This is a genomic window from Streptomyces sp. NPDC047017, assembly GCF_040644175.1.
Classification (GTDB): Bacteria; Actinomycetota; Actinomycetes; order Streptomycetales; family Streptomycetaceae; genus Streptomyces.
Map to the genome: position 1 here is coordinate 240,250 of NZ_JBEYVW010000008.1, position 15,958 is coordinate 256,207.

The following is a 15,958-nucleotide window of genomic DNA, read 5'->3' on the forward strand; positions in this document are numbered from 1 at the left end:
GCAGTACGTCGTACGCGGACGCTGAGCGGTCCACAGGGCACGCTCCGGAATCGGTGCTACCACGCCACGTGACACTGTGACACTCGGTGCCACGGCTCGTCGCGGCAGCGCCAGTCACCAGATATCTCTTCCGCCGCTTTGGGCGGACCACCGCCCCGGCACGGTCCACACAGCAAGGACCGAAGCCGGACAGCACAACCGGTCGCCGAGCCAGACAGGCCGACGTCCGCTCCAGGGAAGGACCCTTCGTGAGCGACACCACCGATCTGATGGGCGCACGTGTCGAGGAGACCGCTGCCGCGCCCGCCACGGACGCCTCCGCGCCTGCCACCGGTGCCGGCTCCCGGCGTCGCCGTGGCACCGGCCTTGAGGCCATGGTGCTGGCCGAGCTGCAGCAGGTCGCCTCGGGCCTCGGGATCAGGGGCACGGCGCGTATGCGCAAGAGCCAGCTGATCGAGGTCATCAAGGAGGCGCAGGCCGGCGGGGGCGCCGCCCCCGCGAAGGCCGCGACCGCCGCCGACGCCACCGAGGCCAAGCCGAAGCGCCGCGCCACCTCCCGCACCCGTACGGGCGACGACAGCGCCGCCGCGGGCAAGAAGGCGGCCGACGCGCCGGCCGACAAGGCCGTGGCCCAGCAGCAGATCGAGATTCCCGGCCAGCCCGCCAGTGACGACGCTCCCGTGGAGCGGCGCCGGCGCCGGGCCACCGCCGAGGCGGGCAGCCCCGAGACGGCCGCCGCCGAGGCGAAGAGCGAGCCGAAGGCCGACGCGAAGGCCGAGACCGCCGCGCAGCAGGGCCAGGGCCAGCAGCAGGGCGACGCCAAGGGCGACGCGGGCGAGGGCGGCGAGGGCCGCCGCCGCGACCGCCGCGAGCGCGGTCGTGACCGCGACCGCGACCGTGACCGCGGCGCTGACCGCCGCAAGGGCGACGACCAGCAGGGCGGCGGCCAGGACGGCCGGCGTCAGCAGCCGGGCCAGGGCCAGGGCGGCCAGGGCCAGCAGCAGGGCGGCGGCCGGCAGGACCGCAACAACGGCCCGCAGGACGACGACGACTTCGACGGCGGCCGCCGGGGCCGTCGCGGGCGCTACCGCGACCGCCGTGGCCGCCGTGGCCGCGACGAGGTGCAGGAGCCGCAGCTCGCCGAGGACGACGTCCTGATCCCGGTCGCGGGCATCCTGGACATCCTCGACAACTACGCGTTCATCCGCACCTCCGGCTACCTGCCCGGCCCGAACGACGTGTACGTCTCCCTCGCCCAGGTCCGCAAGAACGGCCTGCGCAAGGGCGACCACGTCACCGGTGCCGTGCGCCAGCCCAAGGAGGGCGAGCGCCGCGAGAAGTTCAACGCGCTGGTCCGCCTCGACTCGGTCAACGGCATGGCGCCCGAACACGGCCGCGGACGGCCGGAGTTCAACAAGCTGACGCCGCTGTACCCGCAGGACCGGCTCCGCCTGGAGACCGAGGCGGGCGTGCTGACCACCCGGATCATCGACCTGGTGTCGCCGATCGGCAAGGGCCAGCGCGGTCTCATCGTGGCCCCGCCGAAGACCGGCAAGACCATGATCATGCAGGCGATCGCGAACGCGATCACGCACAACAACCCCGAGTGCCACCTGATGGTCGTCCTGGTCGACGAGCGTCCGGAAGAGGTCACCGACATGCAGCGGTCGGTCAAGGGCGAGGTCATCTCCTCGACCTTCGACCGCCCGGCCGAGGACCACACCACCGTCGCCGAGCTGGCCATCGAGCGCGCCAAGCGCCTCGTCGAGCTGGGTCACGACGTGGTCGTCCTGCTCGACTCGATCACCCGTCTGGGCCGTGCGTACAACCTCGCCGCCCCGGCCTCCGGCCGCATCCTCTCCGGTGGTGTCGACTCGACCGCCCTGTACCCGCCGAAGCGGTTCTTCGGCGCGGCGCGCAACATCGAGGACGGCGGCTCGCTGACCATCCTCGCCACCGCGCTGGTGGACACCGGGTCCCGCATGGACGAGGTGATCTTCGAGGAGTTCAAGGGCACCGGCAACATGGAGCTGAAGCTCGACCGGAAGCTCGCCGACAAGCGCATCTTCCCGGCGGTGGACGTGGACGCGTCCGGCACCCGCAAGGAGGAGATCCTGCTGAACTCCGAGGAGCTGGGCATCGTCTGGAAGCTGCGCCGGGTGCTGCACGCGCTCGACCAGCAGCAGGCGATCGAGCTGCTGCTCGACAAGATGAAGCAGACGAAGTCGAACGTCGAGTTCCTGATGCAGATCCAGAAGACGACGCCGACCCCGGGCAACGGCGACTGACCCACCCCGGACCGACGACGAGGGCCGCTCCCATCGCGGGGGCGGCCCTCCGGCGTACCCGGCCACGCCGGCCGTACCCGGCCACGCCGGCCGTACCCGGCCACGCCGGCCGGGCGCGGCCTGGCCGCTCGGTCGCGGCCGCCCGGCCGTACGATGCCGCCGCCGGGCCGGCCGGCTGCGCTCGGTCCCGCCGGCCGGTATCCGGGCCCCCGGCCCCTGGCCCAGCCGCCGGGCCGGTTCGCAGGAGGCCCGCCCGCACCCCGCCGGCGACGCCATGATCGCGAACGGCCCTCGGCCGCGCGGCGACCCCGCGCAGCCCCCTCAAGGCCCCCGTGCAGCCCCCACCCCCCCCGGCGAGAGCTTTGCCACAGTTGCCTGTGCAACCGTCCGGCGGGTTACTTCGTCTGACCGGGAAGAGCGACGATGGCCCGATAGGGGTACTCGCCACCGAGGACGGACAGACCGGGCCCGGTACCGGGGCCCGACCCCGGAAACAGGGGGTAACCGACCGGATACGAGAGCTGAGGAGCGCATGTCCGCCGAGAGCACGCCCGACCCCGGCATACCCGGGGAGACCAGCAGCACGAGCGCCCGCCGAAGAGGCGCGAAGGGCCGCCGCCGCAAGCCGCCCACCGGGCGGCGCAAGGCGCTGCTGGTCACGGCCTGGACCGCCGCGGGAATCGTCGTGCTCGGCGGTACCGGCGCCGGGTACCTGTACTTCAAGCTCAACGACAACCTGAAGACCGTCGACATCAACCAGGCCCTGGGCGCCGACCGGCCCTCCAAGGCCGGCAACGGCTCCGAGAACATCCTGGTCCTCGGCTCCGACACCCGCGCCGGCGGCAACAAGAAGCTGGGCGGCGGCACCGACGACGGCAGCGCCCGCTCCGACACGGCGATGATCGTGCACGTGTACGAGGGCCACAAGAAGGCCAGCGTGGTCTCCATACCCCGCGACACCCTGGTGGACCGCCCCGAGTGCAGCGACCCCAAGGGCGGCACGCATCCCGCCGCGCACGACGCGATGTTCAACGAGTCGTACGGCACCGGCGGCGCCACCTGCGCGGTCAAGACCGTCGAGTCGCTCACCGGCCTGCGGATGGACCACTACCTGGAGGTCGACTTCAGCGGCTTCCAGAAGCTCATCGACGACCTCGGCGGCGTCCAGGTCACCACCACGAAGGCCATCCACGACCCGGACAGCCACCTGGACCTCACCGCGGGCGCCCACACCCTGGACGGGCAGCAGGCGCTCGGCCTGGTCCGCACCCGGCACGGCGTCGGCGACGGCTCCGACCTGGGCCGCATCCAGCTCCAGCAGGCGTTCGTCAAGGCACTGCTCGACCAGGTCAAGCACGTCGGGGTGTTCACCGACCCGAAGAAGCTGTACGACCTCGCCGACACCGCCACCAAGGCGGTCACCACCGACTCCGACCTCGGCTCGGTGAACTCCCTGATCTCCTTCGCCGACGGCCTCAAGGGCATCAGCTCCACCCACATGGACATGGTCACGATGCCCGTGCGGTACGACCCCGCCAACCCCAACCGGGTCGTCATCGAGCAGTCCAAGGCCCGGCAGGTCTGGACGGCCCTCAAGGACGACCGGCCGGTCCCGGCGACGGCCACCGAGGGCACGGCCACCGGCGAGGCCAAGAACGTGGTGAGCACCCGGTAGGTTCCTGGGCGCCCCCGGGAACAAACGACCGCACCCCCCGGTTTTGGGAGATGGCGCCAGTCCTGGCAGACTGGTACGTCGGCTCCGGTTCACGCTCCCGCACCCCGCGGCGGCGACCCGGCGCCCTCCCGGAACCTAGGAGACACCTTGAAGCGCGAGATCCACCCCGAGTACGTCGAGACGCAGGTCAGCTGCACCTGCGGCGCGTCGTTCACGACCCGCAGCACCATCGACTCCGGCACCATCCGTGCCGAGGTCTGCTCCGAGTGCCACCCGTTCTACACGGGCAAGCAGAAGATCCTCGACACCGGTGGCCGTGTGGCCCGCTTCGAGGCCCGCTTCGGCAAGGCTGCCGCCGGCTCCAAGAAGTAGCGAGCCCCCATCCGCCGGTCCTCGGCCACGCCCCCGCCCGGGGTGTGTCCGGGACCGGCGTTTTTGGTCGCCCGCCCTTCCCCTTCCCAGCAGTACAGGCAGTACAGGAGCCGAAAGATGTTCGAGGCCGTCGAGGAGCTCGTCGCCGAGCACGCCGACCTGGAGAAGAAGCTCGCCGACCCGTCGGTCCACTCCGACCAGGCCAACGCGCGCAGGCTCAACAAGCGCTACGCCGAGCTGACCCCGATCGTCGCCACGTACCGCTCCTGGAAGCAGACCGGCGACGACATCGACACCGCGCGCGAACTGGCCGCCGACGACCCCGACTTCGCCGCCGAGGTCAAGGTGCTGGACAAGCAGCGCGAGGAGCTGACCGAGAAGCTGCGGCTGCTGCTCGTCCCGCGCGATCCCAGCGACGACAAGGACGTCATCCTGGAGATCAAGGCGGGCGCGGGCGGCGACGAGTCCGCGCTGTTCGCCGGTGACCTGCTGCGCATGTACCTGCGCTACGCCGAGCGCGTCGGCTGGAAGACCGAGATCATCGACGCCACCGAGTCCGAGCTGGGCGGCTACAAGGACGTCCAGGTCGCGGTGAAGACCAAGGGCGGCCAGGGCGCCACCGAGCCCGGCCAGGGCGTGTGGGCCCGGCTGAAGTACGAGGGCGGCGTGCACCGCGTGCAGCGGGTGCCGGCCACCGAGTCCCAGGGCCGTATCCACACCTCCGCGGCCGGTGTCCTGGTGACCCCCGAGGCCGAGGAGGTCGACGTCGAGATCAACCCGAACGACCTGCGCATCGACGTCTACCGCTCCTCCGGCCCCGGCGGCCAGTCCGTCAACACCACCGACTCCGCGGTGCGCATCACGCACCTGCCCACCGGAGTCGTCGCCTCCTGCCAGAACGAGAAGAGCCAGCTCCAGAACAAGGAACAGGCGATGCGTATCCTGCGCTCCAGGCTGCTCGCGGCCGCGCAGGAGGAGGCGGAGCGGGAGGCCGCGGACGCCCGCCGCAGCCAGGTCCGCACCGTCGACCGCTCCGAGAAGATCCGCACCTACAACTTCCCGGAGAACCGCATCTCGGACCACCGCGTCGGCTTCAAGGCGTACAACCTCGACCAGGTCCTGGACGGCGACCTCGCCGCGGTGATCCAGGCCTGCGTCGACGCGGACTCGGCCGCCAAGCTCGCGGCCGCCTGACGCGGCCCGGCGCGGACGGCGACGCCCGCCCGGGCCCCAGAACAGCACCGAAACCACAGCTCAGCCCCGGAGGACCAGCGTGCAGCAAGATTTTGGGGGGCGACCCCCAAGCCCCCGCAGCGTGCTGCTCGCGGAGGTGGCACAGGCCACTCAGCGCCTCGCCGCCGCCGGTGTGCCCTCGCCGCGCAACGACGCGGAGGAACTGGCCGCGTTCGTGCACGGCGTCAAGCGCGGCCAGCTGCACTCCGTGAAGGACTCGGACTTCGACGCCCGGTACTGGGAGGTGATCGCCCGGCGCGAGCAGCGCGAGCCGCTCCAGCACATCACCGGGCGGGCCTACTTCCGCTATCTGGAGCTGCAGGTCGGGCCCGGGGTCTTCGTGCCGCGCCCGGAGACCGAGTCCGTGGTCGGCTGGGCCATAGACGCCGTGCGCGCCATGGACGTGGTCGAGCCGTGCATCGTCGACCTGTGCACCGGCTCGGGCGCCATCGCGCTCGCCCTCGCCCAGGAGGTGCCCCGCTCGCGGGTGCACGCCGTGGAGCTGAGTGAGGACGCGCTGCGCTGGACCCGCAAGAACGTCGAGGGCTCCCGGGTGGACCTGCGCCAGGGCGACGCCCTGACCGCCTTCCCTGACCTGGACGGCCAGGTCGACCTCGTCATCTCCAACCCGCCGTACATCCCGCTCACCGAATGGGAGTACGTCGCCCCCGAGGCCCGCGACTACGACCCGGAACTGGCGTTGTTCTCCGGTGAGGACGGCCTCCACCTGATCCGCGGCATCGAGCGCACCGCGCACCGGCTGCTGCGCCCCGGCGGGGTCGTCGTGATCGAACACGCCGACACCCAGGGCGGCCAGGTGCCGTGGATCTTCACCGAGGAACGCGGCTGGGCGGACGCGGCCGACCACCCCGACCTCAACAACCGCCCGCGGTTCGCCACCGCCCGCAAGGCGCTGCCGTGACCCACGCGCAGCCGTCCACCAGGACCATCGACCAGCAGTACGTGTACGAGGAGGCCCGCTGACAATGGCACGGCGATACGACACCAACGACGCGACCGACCGCACGACGGGTCTGCGCGAGGCCGCGTCCGCCGTCCGCCGGGGCGAACTCGTGGTGCTGCCGACCGACACGGTGTACGGCATCGGCGCCGACGCGTTCTCCGCGGAGGCCGTGGGCGAGCTGCTCGCGGCCAAGGGCCGGGGCCGCAACATGCCCTCTCCCGTCCTGATCGGCTCCCCGAACACCCTGCACGGCCTGGTCACGGACTTCTCGGAGCCGGCCTGGGAGCTGGTGGACGCGTTCTGGCCGGGCGCGCTGACGCTGGTCGCCCGGCACCAGCCGTCCCTCCAGTGGGACCTGGGCGAGACCCGGGGCACGGTGGCCGTGCGCATGCCGCTGCACCCGGTCGCCATCGAACTGCTCAACGAGTTCGGCCCGATGGCCGTGTCCTCGGCGAACCTCTCCGGCCACCCGGCGCCGGAGACCTGCGAGGCCGCGCAGGAGATGCTGGGCGACTCCGTCTCCGTCTACCTCGACGGCGGCCCGACCCCGGGCAACGTGCCGTCGTCCATCGTCGACGTCACCCGCGAGGTGCCGGTGCTGCTGCGGGCGGGTGCCCTGTCGGCGGAGGAGCTGCGCAAGGTCGTACCCGACCTTGAGGTGGCGAATTGACGGCCCCTGACACCTCCGCGCTCCCGGTCGCGCTCCAGCAGGGGGGACCCCCATGCGTGGCATAGGCGAGGAGGACATGACGGGGCTCCCGGCGCAGCCGGGGCCGCCCGGCGGTGCCTTCCGCATCCTCCACGTCAGCACCGGCAACGTGTGCCGCTCGCCCATCACCGAGCGGCTGACCCGGCATTTCCTGGCGGACCGGCTCGGTGATCCGGCCGGCGGCGGGCTGATCGTGGAGAGCGCGGGCACCTGGGGCCACGAGGGCGCGTCCATGGAGACCAACGCCGAGACGGTCCTCGCGGACTTCGGCGCGGACGCCTCCGGGTTCGTGGGCCGCGAACTCCTGGACGAGCACGTCATCACGGCCGATCTGGTCCTCACCGCGACCCGCGACCACCGCGCCCAGGTCATCTCCATGGGGCACTCGGCCGGCCTGCGCACCTTCACGCTCAAGGAGTTCACCCGCCTGGTCAAGGCGATAGACCCGGCGACGCTGCCGCCCCTGGAGGACGGCGTGGTCGAACGCGCCCGCGCCCTGGTCCGCGCGGCCGCCGCGCTGCGCGGCTGGCTGCTGGCCCCGAGCGTGGAGGCGGACGAGGTGTACGACCCGTACGGGGCACCGCTGCCGTTCTTCCGGTCGATCGGCGACGAGATACACGAGGCGCTGGACCCGGTGGTCACGGCGCTCACGGGGGTCGCCGCGCGCGCCTGACCGGGCGGCGCGGCGCGGGCCCGGTGCCGTACCCGGGCGGACGTGACAACCGCGCATACCGCCCGTACCGGGCCTACATTGGACGTACGTCACCGTCGACCGCCCGGAGCCCGCCATGTCGGTCCTGCCCGCCCCAGAGGCCGAAGTCCTGCGCCGGCAGGACCCCGAAGTGGCCGACATCATGCTGGGCGAGCTGGCGCGGCAGTCGACGACGCTCCAGCTGACCGCCGCGGAGAACTTCACCTCGCCCGCGGTGCTGGCCGCGCTCGGCTCGCCGCTGGCGAACAAGTACGCCGAGGGCTATCCGGGCGCCCGGCACCACGGCGGCTGCGAACTCGTCGACGCCGCCGAACGGCTCGCCGTGGACCGCGCGCGGGCGCTCTTCGGCGCCGAGCACGCCAATGTGCAGTCCCACTCGGGCTCCTCCGCGGTGCTCGCCGCCTACGCGGCGCTGCTGCGGCCCGGCGACACCGTCCTCGCCCTCGGCCTGCCGCACGGCGGGCACCTCACGCACGGCTCGCCCGCCAACTTCTCCGGCCGCTGGTTCGACTTCGTCGGCTACGGGGTGGACGCGGAGAGCGGGCTCATCGACCACATCCAGGTGCGCGCCCTGGCCCGCGCGCACCGGCCCAAGGCGATCGTGTGCGGCTCGATCGCCTATCCCCGCCACCTCGACCACGCCTTCTTCCGGGCGGTCGCCGACGAGGTGGGCGCCTATCTGATCGCGGACGCCGCGCACCCGATGGGGCTCGTCGCCGGGGGAGCGGCGCCCAGCCCCGTGCCGTACGCGGACGTGGTGTGCGCCACCACCCACAAGGTGCTGCGCGGTCCGCGCGGCGGGATGATCCTGTGCCGGGGCGAGCTGGCCGAGCGGGTGGACCGGGCGGTCTTCCCGTTCACCCAGGGCGGCGCGCAGATGCACACCATCGCCGCGAAGGCCGTGGCCTTCGGCGAGGCGGCCACCCCGGCGTTCGCCGCCTACGCCCATCAGGTGGTCGCCAACGCGCGCGTGTTCGCCGCCCACCTGGCCGCCGAGGGCCTGGCCGTGGTCACCGGCGGCACCGACACCCATCTGATCGCCGTCGACCCGGCGCCGCTCGGCGTCGAGGGGCGCACCGCGCGCGGCCGGCTGGCCGCCGCCGGGATCGTGCTGGACTGCTGCGCGCTGCCGCACTCCGCCGCCCGCGGGCTGCGCCTGGGCACCGCCGCGGTGACCACGCAGGGCATGGGCCAGGAGGAGATGGCACGGATCGCGGTGCTGTTCGGCAAGGTGCTGCGCGGCGAGGTGGACGGTGCGCGGGCACGTGAGGATGTGCGCGAACTCACCGGGGCGTTTCCGCCCTATCCGGGATGAGAAGGGGCACGGGCACGGACGTGCGAGACCCGTACACAGCCACACGTGCAACCATCGTCGCTACCCGGAAGTCCCCATACATATGCTCGCGTCGCTAGGGTGTGGGGCTGAGATGGCCAGCGAGACCTGTGGGGAATGCCCGTGCGTGAATATCTGCTGACGCTCTGCGTCACGGCCGCGGTGACGTACCTGCTGACCGGGCCGGTGCGGAAGTTCGCGATCGTGGCGGGGGCGATGCCGGAGATCCGGGCCCGGGACGTGCACCGGGAACCCACTCCACGGCTCGGCGGGATCGCGATGTTCTTCGGCATGTGCGCCGGGCTGCTGACCGCCGACCACCTCACCAATCTCAACGAGGTCTTCGAGAAGTCCAACGAACCGCGCGCGCTGCTCTCCGGCGCCGCCCTGATCTGGCTGATCGGCGTCCTGGACGACAAGTTCGAGATCGACGCCCTGATCAAGCTCGGCGGCCAGATGATCGCCGCCGGTGTGATGGTCATGCAGGGTCTGACGATCCTGTGGCTGCCGGTGCCCGGCGTCGGCACGGTCGCGCTGACCCAGTGGCAGGGCACCCTGCTGACGGTGGCGCTGGTCGTCATCACCATCAACGCGGTCAACTTCGTGGACGGCCTGGACGGCCTGGCGGCCGGCATGGTGTGCATCGCCGCCGCCGCGTTCTTCATGTACGCCTACCGGATCTGGTACTCGTACGGCATCGAGGCCGCCGCCCCCGCCACCCTCTTCGCGGCCGTCCTGATGGGCATGTGCCTGGGCTTCCTGCCGCACAACATGCATCCGGCGCGGATCTTCATGGGCGACTCCGGCTCGATGCTGATCGGCCTGGTGCTGGCGGCCGGCGCGATCTCGGTGACCGGGCAGGTCGACCCGGACGTGATGAACCTGTTCTCCGGTTCCGAGCGCAACACCGTGCACCAGATGGTGCCGATCTACATCCCGCTGCTGATGCCGCTGACGATCATCGCGATCCCGGCCGCCGACTTCGTCTTCGCCGTGGTGCGGCGCACCTGGCGCGGCCAGTCGCCGTTCGCCGCCGACCGCGGCCATCTGCACCACCGGCTGCTGCAGATCGGGCACTCGCACAGCCGGGCCGTGCTGATCATGTACTTCTGGGCGGCGCTGATCGGCTTCGGCGCGCTCGGCTACTCGGTCAGCTCCGCCTCGATGTGGATCGTGCTGGGCATCGTGCTGCTCAGCTCCCTCGGGCTCGTGCTGCTCCTGCTGCCGCGGTTCACCCCGCGCGCCCCGCGCTGGGCCCAGCAGTTCGTGCCGCCGCGCTACCGGCGCCGGACGGCCACCGCGCCGGCCGCCTCCACCCCGGCGCACGAGAGCCGCGAGTGCTCCGCGCCGGTGGCGGCCGGAGTGTCCGGAGTCAACGGCGCGACCGCCGTGGGCCCCCGTTCGCGCCTCCCGGAAAGGCGCAGGGCCGGAACGTCGCGCTGACGCCCAAGGTAAGAATCTGACTAAAGCGTTGCTCGTTCATGGGGGAGCAAAGCGCCTAAATACCAGACAACTCACCTCGGTATTTGCACAGACGGGCGCCGTCACTCTCATGTGTGACAGCAAGCACACCCACTTGGTAAAGACCGCATCAAATAGTTTGTGATACCGTTCACGAGAACCCCGGACAGAGCCGAAGGACCCGAACGCACAGGTCCCTTGGTGATGAGATCCCTCTCTGGGACCGGGACTACGCTCGTCCATGACGACACCCTGCCCCCTGTGAAAGCGGAGTTGCCGCCATGCCGTCCAATGACGTCCGCAACCTTCTGCAGATCGCTGCGCCCGCAGCCGCTGCGGGTGTGATCGCTGTCGCCGTGAGCGCCGCGGTCGCGGGGGGCCAGGGCGCGCTCGGCGCGGTCATCGGCACGGTGCTGGCCGTCCTGTTCATGGGAATCGGCCTCTACGTGCTCCAGTGGACGGCGAAAACGCTTCCGCAGTTGTTCCAGGCGATGGGCCTGATGCTGTACATGGCCCAATTGCTGCTCCTCCTCGTCTTCGTCGCCGTCTTCAAGAACACCTCCGCCTTCAACGCGAAGGCGTTCGCCGCCGCACTCGTGGCCACCACCGTCGTGTGGATGGGCGCGCAGGCCCGTGCGCACATGAAGGCCAAGATCTTCTATATCGATCCGGACCACGCGAAGGACGAGAAGCGCGAGAAGACGGGGCCGTCCTCGTGAGGGGTAGGGGCGGGATAAAGGCTTGTGAGATCTCCTGCTATCGTCCGGTGCCAACTGCGGCATCGCGGGCGCGGGCATCTGAGCTGACGCCTGTTCGATCGCGAGGCGAGATGCCCCCCAGCCGCCCTCACATCCGTCACACCAGTCCCGTGCCGACCCGCGGCCGCACGCCGCGCCGACACAACGAGGTTGCCGTACCTATGCGCCACGATGAAGGAGCCCGCGGTGAGTGCTGATCCGACGCAGACGCTCGCTTTCGACTCGAGCTGCCACCTGTTCAGCGGGTGCGGCTTCGGGACCGTCGCTCCGGGCCTGCATTCGTTCCTCTTCGAGCCGATCTGGGGGGACACGAACGGCCTGTACTTCAACAAGCCGATGCTCCTCGCCCTGCTCGGCTCCATCATCGTCGTGGGCTTCTTCTGGGCCGCCTTCGGCAAGGCCAAGGTCGTTCCGGGCAAGCTCCAGATGGTCGGCGAGGCCGGCTACGACTTCGTGCGCCGCGGTGTCGTCTACGAGACCATCGGCAAGAAGGAAGGAGAGAAGTACGTACCTCTGATCGTCTCTCTCTTCTTCTTCGTCTGGATGATGAACATCTGGTCGATCATCCCGGTCGCCCAGTTCCCGGTGACGGCGATCATCGCCTACCCGGCAGCGCTGGCCGCGATCGTCTACGTCCTCTGGGTCTCGCTCACCTTCAAGCGGCACGGTTTCGTCGGCGCCTTCAAGAACTTCACGGGCTACGACAAGTCGCTCGGCGCGGTGCTGCCGCTGGCCATGGTCATCGAGCTGTTCTCGAACCTGCTGGTCCGCCCCTTCACCCACGCCGTCCGACTGTTCGCGAACATGTTCGCCGGCCACACGCTGATCGTGCTCTTCACGATCGCGAGCTGGTACATGCTGAACGGCATCGGTATCGCCTACGCCGGCGTCTCGTTCGTGATGACGATCGTCATGACCGCCTTCGAGCTGTTCATCCAGGCCGTCCAGGCGTACGTCTTCGTCCTGCTGACCTGCTCCTACATCCAGGGCGCGCTCGCCGAGCACCACTGAGCCACTCCGCCCCGAAACCCCTGGTCGTCCGGTGGCCAACCCCCCACCGGTCCGTAAAGAAAAGGAAGAACTGGCATGTCCCAGACCCTTGCCGCTGTCACTGGTTCGCTCAGCTCCGTCGGTTACGGCCTTTCGGCCATCGGCCCCGGCGTCGGCGTCGGCATCATCTTCGGTAACGGCACGCAGGCTCTCGCGCGTCAGCCCGAGGCTGCGGGCCTGATCCGCTCCAACCAGATCCTCGGCTTCGCGTTCTGTGAGGCGCTGGCCCTCATCGGCCTCGTCATGCCGTTCGTCTACTCCTGAGTCGAACGACAGCGACAGCCCATTCGACGAAAGGCACTGAGATGACCCACTCATGGGTTCAGTTTGCGGCGGAGAAGGAGAACCCTCTCATTCCGCCGTGGCCGGAGCTCGTCATCGGCCTGATCGCCTTCGTCATCGTCTTCGGCTTCCTCGCCAAGAAGCTCCTCCCGAACATCAACAAGGTTCTGGAAGAGCGTCGCGAGGCCATCGAGGGCGGTATCGAAAAGGCCGAGGCCGCGCAGACCGAGGCCCAGAGCGTCCTTGAGCAGTACAAGGCCCAGCTCGCCGAAGCCCGGCACGAGGCCGCGCGGCTGCGCCAGGAGGCGCAGGAGCAGGGCGCCACGCTCATCGCCGAGATGCGGGCCGAGGGCCAGCGCCAGCGCGAGGAGATCGTCGCCGCCGGCCACGCCCAGATCGACGCCGACCGCAAGGCCGCCGCGTCCTCGCTCCGCCAGGACGTCGGCAAGCTCGCCACCGAGCTGGCCGGCAAGCTCGTCGGCGAGTCCCTTGAGGACCACGCCCGGCAGAGCCGTGTGATCGACCGCTTCCTCGACGAGCTTGAGGAGAAGGCCGAGGCCGCGCGATGAACGGAGCGAGCCGCGAGGCCCTGACCGCCGCACGCGAGCGACTCGACGCGCTGACGGACTCCACGTCCGCCGACGCCGCGCGGCTCGCCGACGAGCTGGCGGCCGTCACCGCGCTGCTCCACCGCGAGGTCGGCCTGCGCCGGGTCCTCACCGACCCGGCGCAGTCCGGCGACGCCAAGGCGGCGCTGGTCCAGCGCCTGCTCGGCGGCCAGGTCGGCGGCACCACCGCGGATCTGGTGTCCGGCACGGTCCGCTCGCGCTGGTCGCAGTCCCGGGATCTGGTCGACGCGCTGGAGGAGCTGGCGAACATCGCCGACCTCACCACCGCGGAGCGGTCCGGCACCCTGGACGACGTCGAGGACGAGCTGTTCCGCTTCGGCCGGATCGTCTCCTCCAGCACCGAGCTGCGCGCCGCGCTGACCGACCGGGCCGCGAGCACCTCGGCCAAGGTCGAGCTGCTGCACCGGCTGCTCGGCGGACGGGCGAAGCCGGTCACCGAGCGTCTTGTGACGCGTCTGGTGACCGCGCCGCGCGGACGTAGCCTGGAAGCGGGACTGGAGTCCCTGTCCAAGCTCGCCGCCGACCGCCGCAACCGCATGGTCGCCGTCGTCACCTCGGCGGTCCCGCTGAGCGACACCCAGAAGCGACGCCTCGGCGCCGCCCTCGGCAAGCTCTACGGCCGCCAGATGCACCTCAACCTGGATGTCGACCCCGAGCTGGTCGGCGGTCTCCAGGTGCAGGTCGGTGACGAGATCATCAACGGCTCGCTCGCGGACCGGCTCGACGACGCCGCCCGCCGCATGGCGAGCTAGCAGCAACTCAACACGCAAGACGTACACGACGGCCCTGGTTGGGCCGTGCAGAGGATTCACCTCTTATTGGGGGGAGTCCCGAACTCGTGGAAACCCCCCAAGTGAAACTTCGGGCCCAACAAGGAGAGCAGGGAACCCAGATGGCGGAGCTCACGATCCGGCCGGAGGAGATCCGGGACGCGCTGGAGAACTTCGTCCAGTCGTACAAGCCGGACGCGGCCTCGCGCGAGGAGGTCGGTACGGTCACCCTTGCCGGCGACGGCATCGCGAAGGTCGAGGGCCTGCCCTCGGCCATGGCCAACGAGCTGCTGAAGTTCGAGGACGGCACCCTCGGCCTCGCCCTCAACCTTGAGGAGCGCGAGATCGGTGCCATCGTCCTCGGTGAGTTCAGCGGCATCGAGGAGGGCCAGCCGGTCACCCGCACCGGCGAGGTCCTGTCGGTCGCCGTGGGCGAGGGCTACCTCGGCCGCGTCGTCGACCCCCTCGGCAACCCGATCGACGGCCTCGGCGAGATCGACACCGAGGGCCGCCGCGCCCTGGAGCTGCAGGCTCCCACGGTCATGCAGCGCAAGTCGGTGCACGAGCCGATGGAGACCGGCTACAAGGCCGTCGACGCCATGACCCCGATCGGCCGCGGCCAGCGCCAGCTGATCATCGGTGACCGCCAGACCGGCAAGACCGCCCTGGCCGTCGACACGATCATCAACCAGCGCGACAACTGGCGCACCGGCGACCCGAACAAGCAGGTCCGCTGCATCTACGTCGCCATCGGCCAGAAGGGCTCCACCATCGCGTCGGTCCGCCGCGCGCTGGAGGAGAACGGCGCGCTGGAGTACACGACCATCGTCGCCGCCCCGGCGTCCGACCCGGCCGGCTTCAAGTACCTGGCGCCCTACACCGGCTCCGCCATCGGCCAGCACTGGATGTACCAGGGCAAGCACGTCCTGATCATCTTCGACGACCTGTCGAAGCAGGCCGACGCCTACCGTGCCGTCTCCCTGCTGCTGCGCCGCCCGCCGGGCCGCGAGGCGTACCCGGGCGACGTCTTCTACCTGCACTCGCGTCTGCTGGAGCGCTGCGCCAAGCTCTCCGACGACATGGGCGCCGGTTCGATGACCGGTCTGCCGATCGTCGAGACCAAGGCCAACGACGTCTCGGCGTTCATCCCGACCAACGTCATCTCCATCACCGACGGCCAGTGCTTCCTGGAGTCGGACCTGTTCAACGCCGGTCAGCGCCCCGCGCTGAACGTCGGTATCTCGGTCTCCCGAGTCGGTGGCTCCGCCCAGCACAAGGCGATGCGCCAGGTCTCCGGCCGGCTGCGCGTGGACCTCGCCCAGTTCCGTGAGCTGGAGGCGTTCGCCGCCTTCGGTTCCGACCTGGACGCGGCCTCCAAGTCCCAGCTGGAGCGCGGCCAGCGCATGGTCGAGCTGCTGAAGCAGAACCAGTACCAGCCGATGGCCACCGAGGACCAGGTCGTCTCCGTGTGGGCCGGCACCAACGGCAAGATGGACGAGGTGCCGGTCGCCGACATCCGCCGCTTCGAGAAGGAGCTGATCGAGTACCTGCACCGCAAGGAGCAGGGCCTGATGACCTCCATCAAGGAGGGCGCCAAGATGTCGAACGACACGATCCAGGCGATCGACGACGCCGTCGCCGAGTTCAAGAAGCAGTTCGAGACTTCGGACGGCAAGCTGCTCGGCGAGGACACTCCGGCCGCTGCCGCCAAGTGACGTAAGG

The 15,958-nt window shown here is 70.5% G+C and carries 15 protein-coding genes; all 15 read left to right on the plus strand.

Going from position 1 to position 15,958, the window contains the following annotated elements; all coding sequences use genetic code 11:
- Nucleotides 1-248: 248 nt before the first annotated feature.
- The 15 genes from rho to atpA all read left to right on the plus strand — a co-directional run bounded on the left by rho (nucleotide 249) and on the right by atpA (nucleotide 15,951).
- A complete protein-coding gene (gene rho / locus ABZ858_RS16405; RefSeq protein WP_361377788.1) occupies nucleotides 249-2,288 on the plus strand; it encodes a transcription termination factor Rho in 2,040 nt (679 codons plus the stop codon).
- A 532-nt stretch (nucleotides 2,289-2,820) separates the two neighbouring features.
- Nucleotides 2,821-3,963: an LCP family protein gene (locus ABZ858_RS16410; protein ID WP_361377791.1), complete on the plus strand. Its 1,143-nt coding sequence runs from the start codon at nucleotides 2,821-2,823 to the stop codon at nucleotides 3,961-3,963.
- 147 nt (nucleotides 3,964-4,110) lie between these two features.
- Complete coding sequence (gene rpmE, locus ABZ858_RS16415) at nucleotides 4,111-4,335, plus strand: 50S ribosomal protein L31 (RefSeq protein ID WP_164587688.1); 225 nt, start codon at nucleotides 4,111-4,113, stop codon at nucleotides 4,333-4,335.
- 117 nt (nucleotides 4,336-4,452) lie between these two features.
- Nucleotides 4,453-5,529 carry a peptide chain release factor 1 gene (prfA, locus tag ABZ858_RS16420; RefSeq protein ID WP_361377794.1) on the plus strand — a complete coding sequence of 359 codons (1,077 nt, stop codon included), beginning with the start codon at nucleotides 4,453-4,455 and terminating at the stop codon, nucleotides 5,527-5,529.
- 121 nt (nucleotides 5,530-5,650) lie between these two features.
- Nucleotides 5,651-6,490 carry a peptide chain release factor N(5)-glutamine methyltransferase gene (gene prmC, locus ABZ858_RS16425; protein WP_361377797.1) on the plus strand — a complete coding sequence of 280 codons (840 nt, stop codon included), beginning with the start codon at nucleotides 5,651-5,653 and terminating at the stop codon, nucleotides 6,488-6,490.
- 64 nt (nucleotides 6,491-6,554) lie between these two features.
- Nucleotides 6,555-7,202 carry an L-threonylcarbamoyladenylate synthase gene (locus ABZ858_RS16430; RefSeq protein WP_361377800.1) on the plus strand — a complete coding sequence of 216 codons (648 nt, stop codon included), beginning with the start codon at nucleotides 6,555-6,557 and terminating at the stop codon, nucleotides 7,200-7,202.
- Between the two features lie 76 nt (nucleotides 7,203-7,278).
- Nucleotides 7,279-7,914: a protein-tyrosine-phosphatase gene (locus ABZ858_RS16435; protein WP_361377803.1), complete on the plus strand. Its 636-nt coding sequence runs from the start codon at nucleotides 7,279-7,281 to the stop codon at nucleotides 7,912-7,914.
- A 115-nt stretch (nucleotides 7,915-8,029) separates the two neighbouring features.
- Nucleotides 8,030-9,268, plus strand: coding sequence for a serine hydroxymethyltransferase (glyA, locus tag ABZ858_RS16440; protein ID WP_361377806.1), 1,239 nt, complete (start codon nucleotides 8,030-8,032; stop codon nucleotides 9,266-9,268).
- Nucleotides 9,269-9,409: 141 nt separating this feature from the next.
- Nucleotides 9,410-10,729, plus strand: coding sequence for an MraY family glycosyltransferase (locus ABZ858_RS16445; protein WP_361377809.1), 1,320 nt, complete (start codon nucleotides 9,410-9,412; stop codon nucleotides 10,727-10,729).
- 299 nt (nucleotides 10,730-11,028) lie between these two features.
- Nucleotides 11,029-11,466: a hypothetical protein gene (locus tag ABZ858_RS16450; RefSeq protein WP_361377812.1), complete on the plus strand. Its 438-nt coding sequence runs from the start codon at nucleotides 11,029-11,031 to the stop codon at nucleotides 11,464-11,466.
- Nucleotides 11,467-11,676: 210 nt separating this feature from the next.
- The gene (gene atpB, locus ABZ858_RS16455) at nucleotides 11,677-12,516 is read left to right on the plus strand and encodes a F0F1 ATP synthase subunit A (RefSeq protein WP_153813145.1); all 840 of its coding nucleotides are present in this window, start codon (nucleotides 11,677-11,679) and stop codon (nucleotides 12,514-12,516) included.
- A 75-nt stretch (nucleotides 12,517-12,591) separates the two neighbouring features.
- Nucleotides 12,592-12,819 (plus strand): ATP synthase F0 subunit C, encoded by a 228-nt coding sequence (atpE, locus tag ABZ858_RS16460; protein ID WP_037656501.1) that lies wholly within the window; start codon nucleotides 12,592-12,594, stop codon nucleotides 12,817-12,819.
- 41 nt (nucleotides 12,820-12,860) lie between these two features.
- A complete protein-coding gene (locus tag ABZ858_RS16465; protein WP_361377816.1) occupies nucleotides 12,861-13,406 on the plus strand; it encodes a F0F1 ATP synthase subunit B in 546 nt (181 codons plus the stop codon).
- Nucleotides 13,403-14,218, plus strand: coding sequence for a F0F1 ATP synthase subunit delta (locus tag ABZ858_RS16470; RefSeq protein ID WP_361377819.1), 816 nt, complete (start codon nucleotides 13,403-13,405; stop codon nucleotides 14,216-14,218). Before ABZ858_RS16465 ends, ABZ858_RS16470 begins: the two co-directional genes overlap by 4 nt.
- A gap of 140 nt (nucleotides 14,219-14,358) precedes the next feature.
- Complete coding sequence (atpA, locus tag ABZ858_RS16475) at nucleotides 14,359-15,951, plus strand: F0F1 ATP synthase subunit alpha (RefSeq protein ID WP_361377822.1); 1,593 nt, start codon at nucleotides 14,359-14,361, stop codon at nucleotides 15,949-15,951.
- Nucleotides 15,952-15,958: the final 7 nt, after the last annotated feature.